12 protein-coding genes and 2 pseudogenes are annotated in these 13,808 nt (G+C 72.6%); 11 read left to right on the top strand and 3 right to left on the bottom strand.

Translation table 11 applies throughout. From position 1 onward, the window contains the following. The first annotated feature begins 162 nt into the window (after positions 1 to 162). The 4 genes and pseudogenes from ABZ956_RS02340 to ABZ956_RS02325 all read left to right on the top strand — a co-directional run. Complete coding sequence (locus tag ABZ956_RS02340) at positions 163 to 1,131, top strand: ABC transporter substrate-binding protein (RefSeq protein ID WP_361885639.1); 969 nt, start codon at positions 163 to 165, stop codon at positions 1,129 to 1,131. A gap of 369 nt (positions 1,132 to 1,500) precedes the next feature. Continuing rightward, positions 1,501 to 2,472: pseudogene (locus ABZ956_RS02335) on the top strand (amino acid ABC transporter permease); the annotation flags it as partial. Then, a complete protein-coding gene (locus ABZ956_RS02330; protein WP_361885636.1) occupies positions 2,469 to 3,230 on the top strand; it encodes an amino acid ABC transporter ATP-binding protein in 762 nt (253 codons plus the stop codon). The pseudogene ABZ956_RS02335 and the gene ABZ956_RS02330, both read left to right, overlap by 4 nt. A gap of 210 nt (positions 3,231 to 3,440) precedes the next feature. After that, positions 3,441 to 3,929, top strand: a pseudogene (locus ABZ956_RS02325) (ABATE domain-containing protein); the annotation flags it as partial. A 44-nt stretch (positions 3,930 to 3,973) separates the two neighbouring features. On the opposite strand, the gene sodX reads toward ABZ956_RS02325, so the two are convergent. Beyond that, positions 3,974 to 4,456: a nickel-type superoxide dismutase maturation protease gene (sodX, locus tag ABZ956_RS02320; RefSeq protein ID WP_361885633.1), complete on the bottom strand. Its 483-nt coding sequence runs from the start codon at positions 4,454 to 4,456 to the stop codon at positions 3,974 to 3,976. Between the two features lie 142 nt (positions 4,457 to 4,598). Between sodX and sodN the strand changes: the two genes are divergently transcribed. The 5 genes from sodN to ABZ956_RS02295 all read left to right on the top strand — a co-directional run bounded on the left by sodN (position 4,599) and on the right by ABZ956_RS02295 (position 8,933). Then, on the top strand, positions 4,599 to 4,994 hold the full coding sequence (gene sodN / locus ABZ956_RS02315) for a superoxide dismutase, Ni (protein WP_071962366.1): 396 nt from the start codon (positions 4,599 to 4,601) through the stop codon (positions 4,992 to 4,994). A gap of 219 nt (positions 4,995 to 5,213) precedes the next feature. After that, a complete protein-coding gene (locus ABZ956_RS02310; RefSeq protein WP_361885631.1) occupies positions 5,214 to 5,942 on the top strand; it encodes a VC0807 family protein in 729 nt (242 codons plus the stop codon). A gap of 176 nt (positions 5,943 to 6,118) precedes the next feature. Beyond that, positions 6,119 to 6,802, top strand: a complete 684-nt coding sequence (locus ABZ956_RS02305; protein WP_361885628.1) for a response regulator transcription factor — start codon at positions 6,119 to 6,121, stop codon at positions 6,800 to 6,802. Continuing rightward, on the top strand, positions 6,799 to 8,181 hold the full coding sequence (locus tag ABZ956_RS02300; protein WP_361885625.1) for an ATP-binding protein: 1,383 nt from the start codon (positions 6,799 to 6,801) through the stop codon (positions 8,179 to 8,181). The genes ABZ956_RS02305 and ABZ956_RS02300 overlap by 4 nt, the downstream gene beginning before the upstream one ends. 101 nt (positions 8,182 to 8,282) lie before the next feature. Continuing rightward, the gene (locus ABZ956_RS02295; protein WP_361885622.1) at positions 8,283 to 8,933 is read left to right on the top strand and encodes an HAD family acid phosphatase; all 651 of its coding nucleotides are present in this window, start codon (positions 8,283 to 8,285) and stop codon (positions 8,931 to 8,933) included. Between the two features lie 18 nt (positions 8,934 to 8,951). On the opposite strand, the gene ABZ956_RS02290 is transcribed toward ABZ956_RS02295, so the two are convergent. Then, positions 8,952 to 9,221 (bottom strand): GlsB/YeaQ/YmgE family stress response membrane protein, encoded by a 270-nt coding sequence (locus ABZ956_RS02290; protein WP_361885620.1) that lies wholly within the window; start codon positions 9,219 to 9,221, stop codon positions 8,952 to 8,954. Between the two features lie 142 nt (positions 9,222 to 9,363). Between ABZ956_RS02290 and ABZ956_RS02285 the strand changes: the two genes are divergently transcribed. Together ABZ956_RS02285 and mgtA are read left to right on the top strand one after the other, a co-directional pair. Beyond that, positions 9,364 to 9,768, top strand: coding sequence for a metalloregulator ArsR/SmtB family transcription factor (locus ABZ956_RS02285; RefSeq protein ID WP_361885617.1), 405 nt, complete (start codon positions 9,364 to 9,366; stop codon positions 9,766 to 9,768). Next, positions 9,752 to 12,331: a magnesium-translocating P-type ATPase gene (gene mgtA, locus ABZ956_RS02280; RefSeq protein WP_361885614.1), complete on the top strand. Its 2,580-nt coding sequence runs from the start codon at positions 9,752 to 9,754 to the stop codon at positions 12,329 to 12,331. Before ABZ956_RS02285 ends, mgtA begins: the two co-directional genes overlap by 17 nt. A 19-nt stretch (positions 12,332 to 12,350) precedes the next feature. Here mgtA and ABZ956_RS02275 read toward each other — a convergent pair whose 3' ends face one another. Continuing rightward, a complete protein-coding gene (locus ABZ956_RS02275; RefSeq protein WP_361885611.1) occupies positions 12,351 to 13,727 on the bottom strand; it encodes a hypothetical protein in 1,377 nt (458 codons plus the stop codon). Between the last annotated feature and the right edge of the window lie 81 nt (positions 13,728 to 13,808).

The raw sequence follows: 13,808 nt of genomic DNA, 5'->3' as shown, positions 1-13,808 counted from the left end.
TTTTGACATGGCTGGCCCCCCGAATGGGGCAGTCCGGATGGCAAGATGCGCAGACCGCACGAGGTCGCGGCCCACGAGGAAGTGTGCTGCGGCATCGGCCGTGTATTGCGTGATTGCAGCGTTACCAGTCGGATATCCCCTCACCCGCAGGAGGAACCAGCAATGACCGCAAGCACCACCCCCCGCCCGACCGCTGCCAGGAGTCGTTTGGCCGCGGCCGGCGCGATCGCGGTCGCCGGCACCCTGCTGCTGACCGGTTGTGGCGACCAGCGTGACAAGACGACCACCGGCAATGGCGCCGCGACCGCGAAGGGCTCCGACGCCCCCCTGTTCGGCAAGCTGCCGAAGAAGGTCCAGGACGCCGGCGTCCTCAAGGTGGGCTCCGACATCGCCTACCCGCCCGTGGAATTCAAGAAGGACGGCAAGGTCGTCGGCATCGACCCCGACATCGCCGCCGCCATGGGCAAGGAACTCGGCGTGAAGGTCGAGTTCCAGAACGGCACCTTCGACGCCCTGCTCACCGGCCTGCGTTCCAAGCGGTACGACATCGCCATGTCCGCGATGACCGACACCAAGGACCGCCAGGAAGGCATCGACCCCAAGACGAAGAAGAAGGTCGCCGAGGGCGTCGACTTCATCGACTACTTCAATGCCGGTGTCTCGCTCTACACCAAGAAGGGCGACACCAAGGACATCAAGGGCTGGGAAGACCTCTGCGGCAAGAAGATCGCCGTACAGCGGGGCACGGTCTCGCACGACCTGGGCAAGTCGCAGTCCGAGAAGTGCGAGAGCGACGACAAGGACTCGATCGGCATCGAGGCGTTCGACACCGACCTCGAGGCCCAGACCCGCCTGAAGGCCGGTGGCGTCGACGCCGTCTCCAGCGACTTCCCCGTCGCGGCCTACGCGGTGAAGACCTCCGGCGGCGGCAACGACTTCGAGTCGGTCGGCGAGCAGGTGGAGGCCGCCCCGTACGGCATCGCCGTCGCCAAGGACAACACCCAGCTGAGGGACGCGCTCAAGGAAGCCCTCGAAGCGATCATCAAGAACGGTGCGTACGAGAAGGTCATCAAGACCTGGGGCGTCGACGCCGGCGCCGTCAAGGAAGTCAAGATCAACGGCGGTTCCTGACCCGCTTGCCTCCCTGTCCCCCTCGTACGGCAACGCTGAAAGGCATCATCCGTGACTGCTTCCCCCGACAAGCCCGACAAGCCGGAGCCCGAGTCCACCCCGGAGCCCGAGGTCGAGGCGGCGTCCACGCCGGAGCCGGAGCCCGCCGACAAGGCCGGTTCCGAGCCCGAGCCCAAGTCCGACGCCGAGCCGGAGCCCGAGCCCGAGTCCGAGGCTGCGAAGAAGGCCGAGCCGGAGGCGAAGCCTGAGGCCGAGGCCAAGCCCGACGCCGAGGCCGAGCCGGAGCCCGCCGAGAAGGCGGACACCAAGAAGGCCGACGCCAAGAAGGCCGAGCCCGCCGACAAGGCCGAGCCCGCCAAGAAGGTCTCCACCGAGAAGGCCGATGCCAAGGCCGACGCCAAGGCGGATCCGGCCGACGATCCGGCCCCCGTCAAGACCGCCGTCGCGCCCGAGGCGGTCAAGGCGATCCCGGTGAGGCACTACGGGCGGTGGGTCTCCGCCGTCCTCGTCCTGGCCCTGCTGGGCCTGCTGGTGAACGCCTTCGCCACCGCGAACGTCCGCTACAGCGCCATCCCGGACTACCTCTTCGACTCCTCCGTCCTCTCCGGCCTCGGCAAGACGGTCCTGATCTCGATCCTCGCCATGGTGCTGGGCCTGCTGCTCGGCATCGTGCTGGCGGTGATGCGGCTGTCGAAGAACCCGGTGACCTCGTCGGTCGCCTGGGGCTACATCTGGTTCTTCCGGGGCACCCCGGTCTTCGTCCAGCTGCTGCTGTGGTTCAACCTCGCGCTGATCTTCCCGTACATCAATCTCGGCCCCATCTACCGGGACGAGATGAGCGACTTCATGACCCCCTTCATGGCCGCGCTGCTCGGCCTGGGGCTCAACGAGGCCGCGTATATGTCGGAGATCGTCCGCGCGGGCATCCAGTCGGTCGACGAAGGCCAGACCGAGGCCTCGCACGCGCTGGGCATGAACCAGAGCAAGACGCTGCGCCGGATCGTGCTGCCGCAGGCGATGCGCGTGATCGTGCCGCCGACCGGCAACGAGTTCATCAACATGCTCAAGACCTCGTCGCTGGCGGCGAGCGCGGCCCAGTACCTCGAGCTGCTGCGCTCGACGTCCGACATCGGGCAGACCACGGGCGCCACGGTCGAGATGCTCTTCCTGGCTGCCACCTGGTACCTGATCCTGACCAGCGTCTTCAGCGTCGGCCAGTTCTACCTCGAGCGGCACTACGCGCGCGGCTCGCTGCGCAGCCTGCCGCTCACCCCGTGGCAGAAGGTCAAGAAGAACCTGTCCACCTTCAGCCACCGTTCCCCCGGAGGTGTCAGCGCATGACCGCGATGGTGAAGGCCGAGGGCGTCCACAAGTCCTACGGCGCGGTCCAGGTCCTCAAGGGCATCGACCTCGAGGTCGCCCCCCGCGAGGTGTTCTGCCTCATCGGCCCCTCCGGTTCCGGCAAGTCCACCTTCCTGCGGTGCATCAACCACCTGGAGAAGGTCAACGCGGGCAAGCTGTACGTGGACGGCCAGCTGGTCGGCTACCGCCAGCAGGGCAACAAGCTGTACGAGCTCAAGGACAGCGAGGTGGCCCGTAACCGCCGGGACATCGGCATGGTGTTCCAGCGCTTCAACCTCTTCCCGCACATGACGGCGCTGGCCAACGTCATGGAGGCGCCGGTCCAGGTCAAGGGCGAGACGAAGGCGGTGGCCCGGGAGCGGGCCCTGAAGCTGCTCGACCGCGTCGGCCTCGCCGACAAGGCCGGCAACTACCCCTCCCAGCTCTCCGGCGGCCAGCAGCAGCGGGTGGCGATCGCGCGGGCGCTGGCGATGGAGCCGAAGCTGATGCTCTTCGACGAGCCGACCTCGGCGCTCGACCCCGAGCTGGTGGGCGACGTCCTGGACGTCATGCGCGGCCTCGCCGAGGACGGCATGACGATGATCGTGGTCACCCACGAGATGGGCTTCGCCCGCGAGGTCGGCGACTCGGTGGTCTTCATGGACCAGGGCGTCGTCGTCGAGTCGGGCAACCCGCGCGAGGTGCTGACCAACCCCCAGCACGAGCGGACGAAGTCCTTCCTGTCGAAGGTGCTCTGACCGGCGCCGGCGGTACACGGGACACCCACAGCGCGGGGGTACGGCCTTACGGGCCGTACCCCCGCGCTGTCGCGTCGTCCGGGGCCGCCGGCACCCCGTCCGCCGCGGACCGCCCCTGGTTTGTAATACCCTCGAAGGAGAAACGGGCATTACGGAACGGCCACGGACGACCGCTCTCCGCGACCGCAGCCCTCTGCATAAGGACCGACAGTGGAACTGGCCTCTTACTCGGACTTCGCCGTGCGGCTGGTCAACACCGAGCAGCCGGCCCGGGGCGTCGACACGCTCACCTCGCTGGAGGCGGCGCGCGAGCTCTTCGGGCCGGCGACCCAGTCGGCCCGTCGGCTGACCGACGGCGACCTGACCCGGCTGAGGTCGGCGCGGGGCCGGCTGCGCGCGGTGTTCGAGGCGGCGGCCGAGGGCGACGAGGTACGGGCCGTCGACCTGCTCAACGCGCTGTTGATGGAGTTCCCGGTCAGCCCGCAGATCTCCGGGCACGAGTACCGCGACGAGGACGGCCGCCCCAAGTGGCACATGCACATCGCCGACCACGCCGCCAACGCCGGAGCCACCTTCACCGCGACCGCGAGCATGGGCCTGGCCGTCCACCTCACCGAGTACGGCGTCGACCGGCTGGGCATCTGTCAGGCCACGCCCTGCCGCAACGCCTACCTGGACACCTCGACCAACCGCTCCCGGCGCTACTGCTCCGACCGCTGCGCCACCCGCGCCAACGTGGCCGCCTACCGCGCCCGCAAGCGCCTGGAGAGCGAGCGCCCGGGGGACCCCGGGGAAGCGACGGACCGTACGGACCGTACGGGCCGTACGGCCGAGGCCGCCCACGACAGCAGCGCCCCCGCCGACCGCTGACCCGCCCCCGGGGGCGGGCGCAGCCGCACCCAGGCCCGGGCCACCACGAACTCGTCCGGCACCGTCCCGAACTCCCGGCTGTCGTTCTCCACGAGCGGGTTGTCCCCGGTCACCCACCAGCCGCCGTCGCGCCGCTCGACCGCCCGCTTGACGATCAGCAGGTCCTGCCGGAACGGGTGCCGCAGGACCACCACGTCACCCGGACGCACCACCGCCCCGTAGCGCACGACGAGCTGGTCCCCGGGGTTCAGCGTCGGGACCATCGAGGGGTTGTAGACCTCGGCCAGCCCGATCCGCAGCAGTCCGCGGCGCTCGCGGTCCACCTCTTGCCCGCGTTCGTCCACTTGCTCCTGCACCACGGCACCTCCGCGTCCGTTCCTCCACCAGTCCCAGACTGACACTGGACTTTTGCCCTGGGCCCCCCGGGGCACTCGAGAAAAGCCTTCCCGCACCGAGTAATCTCGCACCTGAGAAGACGATCACGAGGAAGGACAGCTCATGCTTTCCCGCCTGTTCGCCCCCAAGGTGAAGGTCAGCGCCCACTGCGACCTGCCCTGCGGTGTGTACGACCCGGCCCAGGCCCGCATCGAAGCCGAGTCGGTCAAGGCCGTCCAGGAGAAGTACCTGGCCAACGAGGACCCCCACTTCCGCGCCCGCGCCACTGTCATCAAGGAGCAGCGCGCGGAGCTGGCCAAGCACCACGTGTCGGTGCTGTGGAGCGACTACTTCAAGCCTCCGCACTTCGAGAAGTACCCCCAGCTGCACCAGCTGGTCAATGACACCCTCAAGGCCCTGAGCACCGCGAAGGCGTCGACGGACCCGAAGACGGGCGAGAAGGCGCTGGAGCTCATCGCCGAGATCGACCGCATCTTCTGGGAGACGAAGAAGGCCTGATCCCGGTCTTCTGTCCGGCTCACGCCGAGGGCGCCCACCGATGTGTCGGTGGGCGCCTTCTCGTGTGCGGGGGCGCCCGGCGGGGGTCATGTCCCGCTTCCTGACAAAAGTCATGCCGAGCTGCTGACGGTTCGTACTGCCGCGCCGTGGGGGTGCCGGGCGAGTCTGTAGGGGTCCGGGTACGGCGCCCGGGCAGGCAGCGATGACGGAGGACCGAGCATGCAGACCGCCACAGCCACCGAGGCTCCCCCCACCACGGCCCCCGCGGCGCCCGGCGCCGGTTCCGGTGCCGGCGTCACGCGGCGCCGGGCGCTGACGGAGAGTCTGGCGCCGCTGGTGGTGGACGCGGTCATTCCGATGGTCGCGTACTACGTGCTCAGCGACGGCTTCGGGATGAGCACCCTGGCCGCCCTGGCCTGGAGCAGCGCGCTGCCGGCCGCGCGGACCGTGTGGGGTCTCGTCAGGGACCGCCGTCTCAACGGTCTGGCGGCACTCATTCTCGTCGTGAACGCCGTGGGGCTGCTGCTGAGCTCGGTCACCGGCGACGTGCGTCTGATGCTCGCCAAGGAGAGCGTCGGCAGTGCGGTCGTCGGCCTGGTCGTGCTGGTCTCCGTGGCCGTCGGCCGCCCCCTGATGACGGTCGCTCTGCGGCCCTGGGTCACCAAGGGGGAGCCCGCCAAGCACGCCGCCTGGGACCGGCTGGCCCGGATATCCGGCCGTTTCCGCCGGGCCGAGCGGACGTTCTCCGTCGTGTGGGGCACCGCCCTGCTGGCCGAGGCGGTCGCGCGGGTCGTGGGCGTCTACACCCTGCCGGTGGACACGATGGTGTGGCTGGGCAATGTGATCCTGGCCTTCGCCCTGCTGCTGGCCTTCCTGGTCGGCGGCGCCACGGCCGTCGACCCGATGGAGAAGATGGTCGCGGCGGAGGCCGGGGGCGACAAGGGCTGAGGCCGTCGCGCACGGCCGTGCGTGACGGGGCCCGGACAGGACTCCTCCTGGACGGGCCCCTCCCCCGAATGTCACGCGATGCGACGAGGAGCATGCTGGCACCGGGGGCCTGAAGGAACGCTGAGGTTGCCTGAAACGATCTTCAGGAATGGGCGGCCGCGGGCCATTCTGAGGACATGCGGATACTGGTGGTGGAGGACGACCGGCGCATGGCCGGCCTTCTGCGGCGCGGGCTGGCGGCCGAGGGCATCGTCGTGGAGGTGGCGCACGACGGGCGCGACGGGCTGCACATGGCCGTCGAGGGCGGCTACGACGTGGTGGTCCTGGACGTCATGCTGCCGGGCCTCAACGGCTACCGCGTGTGCGCCCGGATGCGCGAGTCGGGGGTGCGGACGCCGGTGCTGATGCTGACCGCGAAGGACGGCGAGTACGACGAGGCGGAGGGGCTGGACACCGGGGCCGACGACTATGTCACCAAGCCCTTCTCCTACGTCACCCTGATCGCCCGGCTGCGGGCGCTGGTCCGCCGGGGCGGGTCCGAACGGCCCCCGGCCATCAGGGTCGGGGACCTGTGGATCGATCCGGCCACGCGACGGTGCCGGCGGGGGACGGTCGAAGTGGAGCTGACGTCGAGGGAGTTCGCGGTGCTGGAGTACCTGGCGCGGCGCGGGGGCGAGGTCGTCGGCAAGCACGAGGTCATCGAGAACGTGTGGGACCAGGCGTTCCAGGGCGACGTCAACATCGTCGAGGTGTACGTCAGCGCCCTGCGCCGGAAGATCGACGCGCCGTTCGGGCGGCACACCATCCGCACGGTGCGCGGCGCCGGTTACCGCCTCGCCGGGGACGGCACCCCGCGGTGAGGCGCCGCCGGTGGCCGGCGCGGCGGCCCGCCACGATCCGCGGGCGGCTGACCCTGCTCGCGGTGCTGGTCGCGCTCGTCCCGCTGACGGCCGGTGCCGTCGCGGCGGCCGTGTCCGTACGCAACCACCTGGTGCGGGCGGCCGGCGAGGAGGTGGACAAGACGGTGCGGGCCTACGAGGCCGACGTGGCCGGCACGCGGCAGGACACCGACGAGAAGTGGCGCCGCACCCGGCTCGAACTCCTCCCCCGTGCGCCCCAGTTGAAGGTGTCGACGTATCCGCTGGAAGGGGAGCGGCTGTGGTACCGGGAGATCGACCACCCGGTGCCCGACGCGGCGCTGTCCCTGGTGCCGTGGACGGACCCCGCGTCGAGGGAGCCCCTGCACCGCACCGGCCCCCGGGTCGCCCCCGGCTACTACGCGCGGTACATCCTGGTGTCGAACCCGCTGCGGGCCGAACAGCGCCGGCTGAACACCGTGGTGTGGTCGCTGGCGGGCGGGGTGGTGGCGGTCACGGCGCTGGTCGCGGGCACGACGTGGGTGGTCGCGGGGCGGGTGCTGCGTCCGGTCGAGGCCATCCGTACGCAGTTCGCCGAGCTGACCGCGCACCACCTGGACCGCCGGGTGCCGGTGCCGCGCACGCGCGACGAGGTCTCCCGGCTCGCGCAGACCATGAACACGACCCTGGACCGGCTCCAGGAGGCCGTCGACCAGCAGCGCCGGTTCGTCGGTGACGCCTCGCACGAGCTGCGCAGCCCACTGGCCACCCTGCGCACGGAGCTGGAGATCGCCCTGGCCCATCCCGACCGGGCCGACTGGGCCGAGGTCGTGGCCGCGGCGCTGGGCGACGCCCGGCGGCTGCAGGAGCTGACGGCCGACCTCCTGCTGCTGGCGCGCCTGGACGCGGCCGGCGGGCCGGGCCTGCCCGGGGGCCGGCCGGTCGATCTCGCCGCGCTGGTCCGCGAGGAGACCGCCCGGCGCCGCCCGCCCGGCCGGCCGGCGCTGCGGGTGGAGACGGGGTCCGGGCCGGTGCCGGTGCACGGCCACCGCGCGCTGCTCGCCCGGCTGCTGGGCAACCTGCTCGACAACGCCGACCGGCACGCCGAACGGGAGGTCCGCGTCCGCCTCGTGCGCGACGAGCCGGGCGGCCTGGCCGTCGTGCACGTGCGGGACGACGGGCCGGGCATCGCGCCGGTGGACCGCCGCCGCGTCTTCGAGCGCTTCACCCGCCTCGACGACGCGCGGGCCCGCGACACGGGCGGCACGGGTCTCGGCCTCGCCATCGCCCGTCGCATCGCCGAGGCCCACCGGGGCACCGTGGAGATCGCGGACAGCCACCGCGGCGCCCACTTCACCGTCACCCTGCCCACCGTGCCCTGAGGGGGTGACACGGAGAACGGGGAAAAGGGTCCTACGGCCGGTCACCTGCCGGTAAGCAGCGCTTTCCCGCCCGGCCAGCGCCGGTCGTGAACATGCCATGCATGACCGGAACGATCAGAGCGCGCCGCGCGGCCACCGCGGCCGGCGTGGCCGTCGCCACCCTCGCCACCGTCTGCGCGACCACCGCCTCCGCCGAGGCGGCCGTCCCCCGTGAGCACAGCGCCACCGCCACGACCGGCGGCCCCGCCGGCCTCAAGGGCGTCGACTACGCCGTCTGGCAGCGCGACGTCAAGGCGGTCATCGACGAGGCGACGCCCTACATCGCCGAGCGCACCGCCTCCCCGCAGGGCCGCAAACAGGCCATCGTCCTCGACATCGACAACAGCTCGCTGGAGACGGACTTCCACTGGACGGCCTTTCCCACCCCCGCGATCAGGTCCGTCCTGGACCTGACCCGCTACGCCCACGCCCGGGGCGCGGCGGTCTTCTTCGTCACCGCCCGGCCCGGAATCCTCGACTCGGTCACCGAGTGGAACCTGCGGCAGGTCGGCTACCCCGTCAGCGGCCTGTACGTGCGCCACCTCCCCGACCTGTTCCAGGACGTGGGCACGTACAAGACCGCCAAGCGGGCGGAGATCGAGGCACGGGGCTACACGATCATCGCCAACATCGGTAACAACTCCACGGACCTGGCCGGTGGGCACGCGGAGAGGACCTTCAAGCTGCCGGACTACGGCGGCAAGCTGTCCTGACCACGGCGGGGACTCCTCTCAGTGCTGTCGTCGTGACCGGAAACGTTCGAGCGCGACGATGCCCAGGGCCGCCAGCCCGATCTGGATGATCCATACGATCCAGAACACGCCCTTGCGGTCGTACAGGCCCAGCGGATGGGCGAGCCACGCGCCCACGAACGCCGCCAGGAGGCCGACCAGGACCGTTGCCAGCACCCCGATGTTCTGGCGACCCGGAACGACCAGCCGGCCCAGGAGACCGATGATCGCTCCGATCACGATCGCACTGATAACTCCTGAGATTTCCATGCCCTCCCCTTTGTGACCGATTCCTGTCGATAGAGCTGCCCAGCGCACGGTGGGTGCATGTCACGCGGCCGGGCCGGTCGGCGGTGCCTAGACTGGGGCCTTCCCGGGCGTAGGGGCGCCCGACGGGGACGGGAGAGCGACAGTGACGGCAGGCGTCGGGAGCTTCGAGGGTTTCGAAGGGTCCTTCGACGACCCGGGCGACCCGTCGGCCGAGGTACTGGCCGAGGCGGCCGCCGCCTTCGGCCTGCTCGCGTCCTCCGCCCGGCTGCACCTGGTCTGGGCGCTGGCCCAGGGCGAGAGCGACGTGAGCGGGCTGGCCGAGCGGGTCGGCGGCGCGCTGCCCGCGATCAGCCAGCACCTGGCGAAGCTGAAGCTCGCGGGGCTGGTGCGCTCCCGGCGCGAGGGGCGCCGGGTGGTGTACCTGGTGGACGACCCCGACGTGGTGACGATCGTCCGGCTCATGGTCGGCCAGCTCGCCGACCGCAGGTCGGGCGCGGGCGCGAGCGCCGGCGCAGGCGCCGGACGCCTCCGTGGCCTGGGCGCCTGAGGCTCGCAGAGCCCCCGGCGAGGGCGGTGGCAGCACGCTGGAGGTGCTGCGCGCCCTGGCCGGCGGACCCCGCGGGCTCGTCGAAGCGGAAGCGGCGGCCCGCCTCGCACGCCACGGCGAGAACGTGTTCCCCGGGCGCCGGCCGGCCTCCTGGCCGCGCCGCCTCGTCCGCGCCCTGCGCGACCCCTTCACCGCCGTCCTGCTCGGTCTCGGCCTCGTCTCGGCGGGGACGGCCGCCTGGGGTACGGCCTGTGTGATCGCCGTCCTGGTCGCGGTCAGCTGTGCGCTGCGGGCCACGGGCGAGCACCGCGCCGACCGCTCGACGGCGGCGCTGCGCGACCTGGTCGCCGCGACGGCCACCGTGCGCCGCCGCGCGAGCGAGGACGCCCCGCCGGCCACCCGCGAGCTGCCGGTCGCCGAGCTCGTACCGGGCGACGTCGTCCTGCTGGCCCCCGGCGACCTGGTCCCGGCCGACGTGCGGCTGCTGCGCACGACGGGGCTGACGGTGCACGAGTCCGCGCTGACGGGCGAGTCGGCACCGGTCGCCAAGTCGGCCTCCGGCGACGACCAGGACGGCGACCGGGGCCGGCTCTGCTTCCAGGGCAGCAGCGTCGCCTCCGGCACCGCGAGCGCGGTGGTCGTCGCCACCGGACGCGACACGCTGCTCTCCGGCGCCCTCCCCACAGCGCGGGAGAGCGCGCGGGCCGGCGGGTGGCGCGGGCGGCGCAATCCCCGCCCCTTCGAACGTTCCGTCAATGGCATCGCCTGGATGCTCATCCGGTTCATGCTGCTCACCGCGCCGGTCGTGCTGATCGCCGACGCGCTGCTGCGGGGGCGCGGGCTGCAGACGCTGCCGTTCGCGGTGGCCCTCGCCGTCGGCCTGACGCCCGAGATGCTGCCGGTGATCGTGACGAGCGTGCTCGCGCGCGGCGCGGCGCTGCTCGCCCGCGACGGCGAGGTGATCGTCAGACGGCTGCCCGCCCTGTACGACCTCGGCGCGATGGACGTGCTGTGCGTGGACAAGACGGGCACGCTCACCGAGGACCGGCCGGTCCTCGCCCGTGCCGTCGACGGGGACGGCCACGAGGACCCCGCGGTGCTGCACTGGGCCTCCGTCAACGCCTGGTGGACGCTGCACCTCGCGGAACTGCCCGTACCGGACGCCCTCGACGAGGCGCTCCTGGACGCGGACGCGACGGCGGGCGAGGAGTACGAGGGCGTCGACGCGCTGCCCTGCGGGCCCGGCCGGCGGCTGTCCACCGCCGTCGTACGCCGCCCGGGAGACCCCCGGTTCGCCCTCGCCCGGACCCACACCCTCGTGGTCAAGGGCGCCCCCGAGGACGTACTGGACCGCTGCGCCCTGGACCCCGCCGACCGTGAGCGCCTCGCCCGGCGCGCCGCCGCGCTGGCGGGCGACGGGCTGCGCGTCCTCGCCGTCGCCCGCGCCGAACGGCCGGCGCGGGAGCGCCCGTACACCGAGGCGGACGAGCACGACCTGACCTTCACCGGCTTCGTCGGCCTGAGCGACGCGCCCGCGCCCACCGCCGCCCGGGCCCTGACCGCCCTCGCCCGGCGCGGGGTCGCGGTCAAGGTCCTCACCGGCGATCACCCCGGCACGGCCGCCCGGGTCTGCCGTGAGCTCGGCCTGCCGCCCGGCACGCCGGTCACCGCCGACCGCCTCGACGCGCTGGACGACGCCGCGCTGGCCCGCCTGGCCGCCGGCACCACCGTCTTCGCCCGCTGCACCCCCGCCCACAAGGCCCGTATCGTCCGGGCGCTGCGCGCCGGCGGGCACAGCACGGGCTTCCTGGGCGACGGGGTCAACGACCTGGCCGCCCTGCACGCCGCCGACGTCGGCGTCTGCCCCCGCGACGGGGTGGAGGTGGCGCGCGAGGCGGCGGACGTGGTCCTGGCCTCGAAGGACCTCACCACCCTGGACCGGGCGATCGTCACCGGCCGGCGCGGTACCGCCAACATCGGCACCTACCTGCGGATCACCCTCTCGTCGAACGTCGGCAACGTCGTCGCCATGCTGGTGGCCGGGCTGACGCTGCCGTTCCTGCCGATGTTCCCGGCGCAGGTGCTGGTGCAGAACCTCTTCTTCGACGCCGCCCAGCTCGCCCTGGCCTTCGACCGCCCCGGCCCCGACGCCGCGTCCCGCCCGGCGGTGCTGCGCCCACGCGCCCTGCTGCGCCGCGTGACGGGGTTCGGGCTGCTGAACGCGGCGGCCGACCTCGCGACGTTCGCGGTGCTGCTGGCGGCGGCCGGGGAGGCGGCGTTCCCCGCCGGGTGGTTCACCGAGAACCTGCTGACGCAGGCCATGGTGATGCTGTTGCTGCGGTCGGGGCGGGTGCCGTGGCCGGTGGGGGCGGCGGTGGCGGGGCTGGCCCTGGTGGGGCTGGCCCTGCCGCTGTCCCCGCTGGGGGCGGCGCTGTCGATGTCTCCTTTGCCGCCTCTGTATTACGGGCTGCTGGCGGTGGTGCTGGGGGTGTACGGCGCGGCTCTGGCGGTGGCACGGCGCCGAAATCCAGCCCGTCCGGCGATTGAGGACAAGAAACGGTGAAAGGGCGGGGAGGGGCGATTCACCACCCCCCACCCCCGAAGTCCCCGCCGCCGCCGAAGTCGCCGCCCCCACCGTCGCCCCAGCCCCCGCCCCCGAAGTCGTCGGAGTTGTAGTCGGACCCGGTGTAGTCGCCCCCGTCCGGACCGCCCGCCTCGGGCCCCGCGGCGTAGGCCGGGCCGCCGAGCATGCTGCCCAGCATCGTGCCCATGAGCAGCCCCGGCAGCAGGCCGCCGCCGAAGTAGCCTCCGGCCCACGGCCCGTAGGCGGGGCCGGCGTTCCAGTACGGCTGGGGGCCCTGGGCGGTCGCGACCTGGCGGGAGAGCGGCTCCTCGCCCTCGGCCAGCCGGGCGGCGTCCGCCGCGCAGGCCGGTACGGTGCGGACCGTGCCGCCGGGCGGGGCCCACTCCACGTCCTGGACCGAGGGGCCGTGGCGCGGGTCGAAGAAGCAGGCCGGCCGGCGCTCGGGCAGCGGGGCGCCGGAGCGGCGCGCGTCAAGGGTGGCCAGGGCGAACCGGCCGTCGTCCACCGCCGCGGTGACGCCCGTGACGTCCTGCGGCTTGGTGGCCGCGGCCATCTTGGACTTGGCCTCCTCGTACGCGTCCAGGGCGCGCTCGTAGTCCTGGCGCATCTCGTCGGTGGCGCCGGGCTCGGACGGGGAGAAGTCCAGCCGGTCCAGTTCCTCGCCGAAGGCGGTGATGTCCTCGTCCACCACCACGCGCAGCGTGTCCAGCTCGGCGCGCTCGCGCTCCTCGCGGCGGCGCTTGTTGCGCCGGTACAGGGCGTACGCGCCGGCACCGCCGGCCACGACGACCGCACCGCCGGTGATCAGTCCGGCGGTCCCGATGCCCTCGGGCTCCACGCCGCCCCAGGAGCCGGGCGCGTGGCCCTTGGCCACCTGGTCGGCCTGCTCGACGAAGCTGTCGAGCTGGGTCTTCGCGTCGCCGCCGGACCGCTGGACGGAGCCGACGAGGTTGGTGACCGCGTTGCGGGACATCACCGAGCGGTCGGCGGCCGCGTTGAAGGCGTCGCCGAGGTGGACGGCGTACACGCCGGCGATGCCGACCTTGGTGCGCAGGTCCCGCAGGACGGTGGCCATGGGGAAGTCGGGCGAGTTGGGGAGCACGGCCACGAAGATCGGCTTGTCCGCGTCCTTGATCTTCTTCGACAGGGCGTCGGCGTCGGCCGCGGGGAGCTGTGCGGAGACGGCGGGGTCGACGTAGACGGGGCCCTTGCGCAGCGCCTCGGCCGCGGCGTCGAGGCCGGCGACGGCGCGGGGGGCGGCGTCGGCGTGCGCCGTGGCGGGGGCGGGGAGCGCGGCGCCCGCCCCGGCGAGGAGCGCGACGATCAGTGCCAGCAGGGGCCGGGGAAGCGCCCGGTGAACGGCGGTGGCGGACATGGTGTTGCTCCTTGGGCTCCTGGGGAAGGGCCTGCTCTGTGCTCTCACTGCGCATCCACTGTTAACTGTGCACCTACCACG

It is taken from the genome of Streptomyces sp. NPDC046261 (assembly GCF_040646235.1).
Taxonomy (GTDB): Bacteria; Actinomycetota; Actinomycetes; order Streptomycetales; family Streptomycetaceae; genus Streptomyces.
The sequence above is the reverse complement of the archived record's forward strand: the minus strand, read 5'-3'. Positions and strand labels throughout refer to the sequence as shown.

Coding starts and splice junctions, on each gene's coding strand:
- ABZ956_RS02295 (WP_361885622.1), top strand. CDS start 8,283: ATGACCGGAACGATCAGAGCGCGCCGCGCGGCCACCGCGGCCGGCGTG.
- ABZ956_RS02275 (WP_361885611.1), bottom strand. CDS start 13,727: ATGTCCGCCACCGCCGTTCACCGGGCGCTTCCCCGGCCCCTGCTGGCA.
- ABZ956_RS02340 (WP_361885639.1), top strand. CDS start 163: ATGACCGCAAGCACCACCCCCCGCCCGACCGCTGCCAGGAGTCGTTTG.
- ABZ956_RS02290 (WP_361885620.1), bottom strand. CDS start 9,221: ATGGAAATCTCAGGAGTTATCAGTGCGATCGTGATCGGAGCGATCATC.
- ABZ956_RS02330 (WP_361885636.1), top strand. CDS start 2,469: ATGACCGCGATGGTGAAGGCCGAGGGCGTCCACAAGTCCTACGGCGCG.
- ABZ956_RS02305 (WP_361885628.1), top strand. CDS start 6,119: ATGCGGATACTGGTGGTGGAGGACGACCGGCGCATGGCCGGCCTTCTG.
- ABZ956_RS02310 (WP_361885631.1), top strand. CDS start 5,214: ATGCAGACCGCCACAGCCACCGAGGCTCCCCCCACCACGGCCCCCGCG.
- sodN (WP_071962366.1), top strand. CDS start 4,599: ATGCTTTCCCGCCTGTTCGCCCCCAAGGTGAAGGTCAGCGCCCACTGC.